A 4,206-nucleotide genomic window follows, 5' to 3' on the forward strand; every position below is an offset into this window, starting at 1 on the left:
CTCACCCAAAGGGCGCGTCCGATCCGCCGCTCGGCCCGTCACGCAACCGCGACGACCTCCCGTCTCGCGGTCGCGCGGTCGCAGATCCACGACACTCCACGCTCGAGCGGCCCGCGGCCGACGACGAGCACCCATATCGTCGATGCCGCGAGCGTGATCGTCAGGAACACGGCCAGCACGATTGCGTCCGGCACCGCCTCGCCGAGCAGTCGCACCGCGACGATGTGTGCCGAATACACCGTCAGCGGCAGGGTTCCGACGGCGATGACGGGAAACAGCAAGGGCTGCAGGCGGTTCACCGTGAACAGCAGCGCCCCGATCACCGTCAGCGCGAACCCCAACGATCCCGTGATCTCGAGGGTGGAGCCGGAATGCGGTTCGGCCGTGAGCAATTGGGGGAACTCGGCCGATTCCAGCGAGCCGAGGCGCCCGAGCAGCCACGCGCCGCCGTACCCGAGAACCATCAACGGCACTCCGGCCGCGAGCAACCGCACCCGGGTCGCCGTCGCGGCCAGGTCGCAGCGGCCGAGGGCAAGTCCGGTGAGCGCGAAGGTCATCCACACCAGCCCCGGATAGTCGCCGGTGATCGCGAGATCGGTCACCTGCGCGCCGGAACATTCGTCAGCACCCGCGCAGCTCGACGACACCATTTGCCCCAACCACGCCGTCAGCGGCGGTGCGACGACCGCCCAGCCCGCCGCCAGGAGCAGCAGCCGCCGCGGCGACCAGTTCAGAAACGGCAGGCAGCACGCGAACAGCAGCGCGTAGGTCTGCAGGATCACCGAGATCCCGCTCCCCAGCATGGTCAGCAGCCCGCCCAGTGCGAACAACACCGAGGCGCGCACCAGGATTCGCAATCGCACCGACACCAGCTCCGCCCCGGTCGGCGGATGCTGCCGCCCGCTCAGCAGCGCGATGGACACCCCGGCCAGCGTCGCGAACAGAATCGACGACCGCCCCGCCGCCACCCCCAGCCAGCTGCCCGGGTCATTCCACGCCGGATCCCGCAGCACGCCGACATGCACCGTGATCATGCCCAGCACGGCGAGCCCGCGAGCGGCGTCGAGCGCCGCGATCCGAGATGCGGTCGCGGGCGAGCGTGCGGGCATGGCAAGAGCGGTCGTCATACCCGCATGGTGCCCACCGCATCATTAGGGGATCGTGAGGAGCGGATCCCGAGGCGGTCCAGGCCCGACGCTCGATAACGAATTCGGGAACACTGCCGCGGCGGCGATCGGAGTTTCGCCTCGAACCGGGTGTCGACCGGGCGAACAGGGCGCGGATCTCGAGTCTCGATCGATGCGCCGGCGGCCCCGCCGATCGCGCCGCGGGCCGCTCTCCAAGCGCCCCATACGGTCTCGCGGAGGTAACCGAGACCTTGCCGTTGCCTTGGGCTATCGGTCGGTGAATCCTGGAATCACACCGTGACGAACCGGTGGGTAAATGTTCAGCCCGTTGTTAATCAATCGGCGTTGCATCGAATTCAGAGGTAGCTGAACGACGGCTACCCGTAGGGCAATTGGGGGCCCACCATGTACAACGAGGTGCATGTGGCCGCGCACGATCGCGAAGACCACAAGTACACGATGCGGATCAGCCGGTTGGCGATCGACAAGCTCGGCATCCGGCTGTATGACCGGGTGTCGGCGGTACTGGCCGAACTGATCGCCAACTCCTACGATGCCGACGCCACCGAGGTCGAGGTCGTGCTGCCCTGGGGTGCGATGCTGGCCGGAACCGTCAGGGCCGCAGACGAACCCGCGTACGAGATCGTCGTCTCCGACAATGGTCACGGGATGACGGCGGCGGAGATCAACGAGCACTACCTGATGGTGGGCTCGGATCGGCGGGTGCGCACCGGATCCGATCTGTCCCGGGAGCGGCGGCGGCCGGTCATGGGGCGCAAGGGGATCGGGAAGCTCGCCGCGTTCGGCATCTGCCGCACAATCGAGGTGATCACGGCCGGCAGCCGGGATGAGGACAGAACGGCGTTGGGCTGGAACGTCTCTCACATCATCATGGATCTCGATGACATGCTCTCCGACACCGAGAGCGACTACTTCCCACGGCCCGGCCGCCTGGACGGCAGCTTCACGGCCAAGCGCGGCACCACCATCATCCTGCGCAATTTCTTTCGAAAAAGGGTCAATACGGGCACGGAGCTGAACCGGCAGCTGGCCTCGCGCTTCGGCATCGAGCGCACCGACTGGCGGGTCGAGGTGCGCAATGCCATCGGGCAGGAGAGCTTCATTCTCAGCCAGTTGCCCATCGACGTCATGGAGGAGACCCGCGTCGATGTCGGCCGGGTGCCGGTGCGGTTCGGGCGGCAGTTCCTGCCCGTGAGCGGGTGGATCGCCTACTCGAAGCAGCCGTATCGCGATGAGGCGATGGCCGGGGTGCGCATTTACGCCCGCGGCAAGATCGTCGCGCAGACCAGGGATTTCGGCATCTCCGCCGGATTCACCGGCGAATTCAAACTCCGCTCCTATCTGGTCGGCGCGATCAATGTGGACTGGCTCGACGATGACGACGACCTGGTCCGCTCCGACCGCCAGGACATCATCTGGAACTCCCCGCGCGGGGAGGCCCTCGCGCAGTGGGGCCGGGCGCTGATCAAGGAGATCGGGCGGCTCGGCGAGAAGTCCATTCGCCGCCGGGTCTGGGAGGAGTTCGTGGAACGCTCCCACATCCACGAGACCCTCGACGCCATTGCTCCCGGCGACCGCCTGTTCCGGGACTCGGTGCTCGATGCCGCGCGAATCCTGGTGGCGCACAAGGATCGTGCCTCCCTGGACGATCCGGCGCACATCCAGAACATGCTGCGTCTGGCGCTGTCGCTGGGTCCGCAGCGCAGCCTGCTCGACACGCTCAAGGAGATCGCCGAGGAGGAAGGCGATCCCGAATTGGATGTCGTGGTGGCGCTGTTCGAGCGGGCGCGGGTGGCCGAGATCTACTCGCTGGGCCAGATCGCCAGCGAGCGCGTCGCCGTGGTGGACCGGCTGCGCACGCTCATCGATGACCGCCGCTCCCTGGAACGTCCCTTCCAAGAGCTGATCGAATCCGCGCCCTGGCTGCTCGCCCCCGAGTGGACGCCGCTGGGCATGAACGAATCCCTCAAGCGCGTGCGAGCCAGCTTCGAACGTTGGTACGCACAGAAATTCGGCGCACCGCTGGTCACCACCACCATCGGCAGCCCGAAGCGCGAACCCGACTTCGTCCTGCTGCACGACTCCGGCGAACTGTGGATCGTCGAGATCAAGCGCATGGACTACCACCTCACCGACGAGGAGTACAACCGCGCCGTCAACTACCTCTACGAACTCGACCACTTCCTCGACGAGAACCCCCGCATCGGCGCCCAATTCCCGCGCCGCCGCCTCACTTTCATCGTCGACCACATCGACAAACTCGGCCCCGCATCCCTCTCCTCCCTGGTCAGCGACCAGCGAGTAGACCGCCGCACCTGGCGCGAACTCCTCGACTCCACCCTCCGCGCCCACCGCGACTTCCTCGAACGCGTCTACGCCATGCGAGGTTCCGACACCCCCGACGAAGAGGGCCGCACCATGCGCGCCGGCTGAGCGGACCACCCGCGCCGCAGCACCCGCGCCGGGCCTCGAGGGCGCAGCCCGCGACGCGACTGCGAGATGCGGGGACGCGGTGCCCGGGCCGGAGGAAGGGACGGCCCGGGCACACGCCTGACCAGCCCCGGCCACAGCCCGCACCCGCCAACTCGACCCCAACCTCGAATCAGCCTTACCCGGAGCCCATCCCGCAGCCGGCATGCGCCAGCCTGAGCCCCCAGCCGACACGTGCCGACTCGAGCCCACCCCACAGTCGGCCCTCGTCGCCCCGCCCATCGCAGCCGGCGCACGTCCCCAGCGGCGGTCGCCGACGGCGGCGGCCCGCACACGGTGGCTATCGATCCCCGCCGACCAAGATCAAGGAGCTCTCAGCGCTGAAATTTGTCCGTATCACAGCAGTCGGAGCTCCCTGATCTTGATTGGCTGTGCGTGCTGAGGAACTGGGGCCCGGAGGATGCGATGGTCGGGTCGATCTGGGGACGAGCGGGGCGGTGGATTGGGGCGAGGTGGGTGAGTGATGCGCGGGGAAGCGGTTATTCGATAGATGGGTGAGTCGTTGGGGCCGGTGCGGTTGTGGCCGGTCCGGGTGGCTGACCGGGCGGGGTGCGGGGCGTGACACCAT

General features: G+C 67.7%; 2 protein-coding genes. One reads left to right on the plus strand and one right to left on the minus strand.

Going from position 1 to position 4,206, the window contains the following annotated elements:
- Positions 1 to 38: 38 nt before the first annotated feature.
- A complete protein-coding gene (locus ACAM49_RS39010) occupies positions 39 to 1,127 on the minus strand; it encodes a heparan-alpha-glucosaminide N-acetyltransferase domain-containing protein (RefSeq protein WP_369640541.1) in 1,089 nt (362 codons plus the stop codon).
- Positions 1,128 to 1,532: 405 nt separating this feature from the next.
- Here ACAM49_RS39010 and ACAM49_RS39015 point away from each other — a divergent pair, with 405 nt between their 5' ends.
- Positions 1,533 to 3,581 (plus strand): ATP-binding protein, encoded by a 2,049-nt coding sequence (locus ACAM49_RS39015; protein ID WP_369640542.1) that lies wholly within the window; start codon positions 1,533 to 1,535, stop codon positions 3,579 to 3,581.
- The last annotated feature ends 625 nt before the right edge of the window (positions 3,582 to 4,206 follow it).

The organism is Nocardia sp. JMUB6875 (assembly GCF_041154655.1).
GTDB lineage: Bacteria > Actinomycetota > Actinomycetes > Mycobacteriales > Mycobacteriaceae > Nocardia.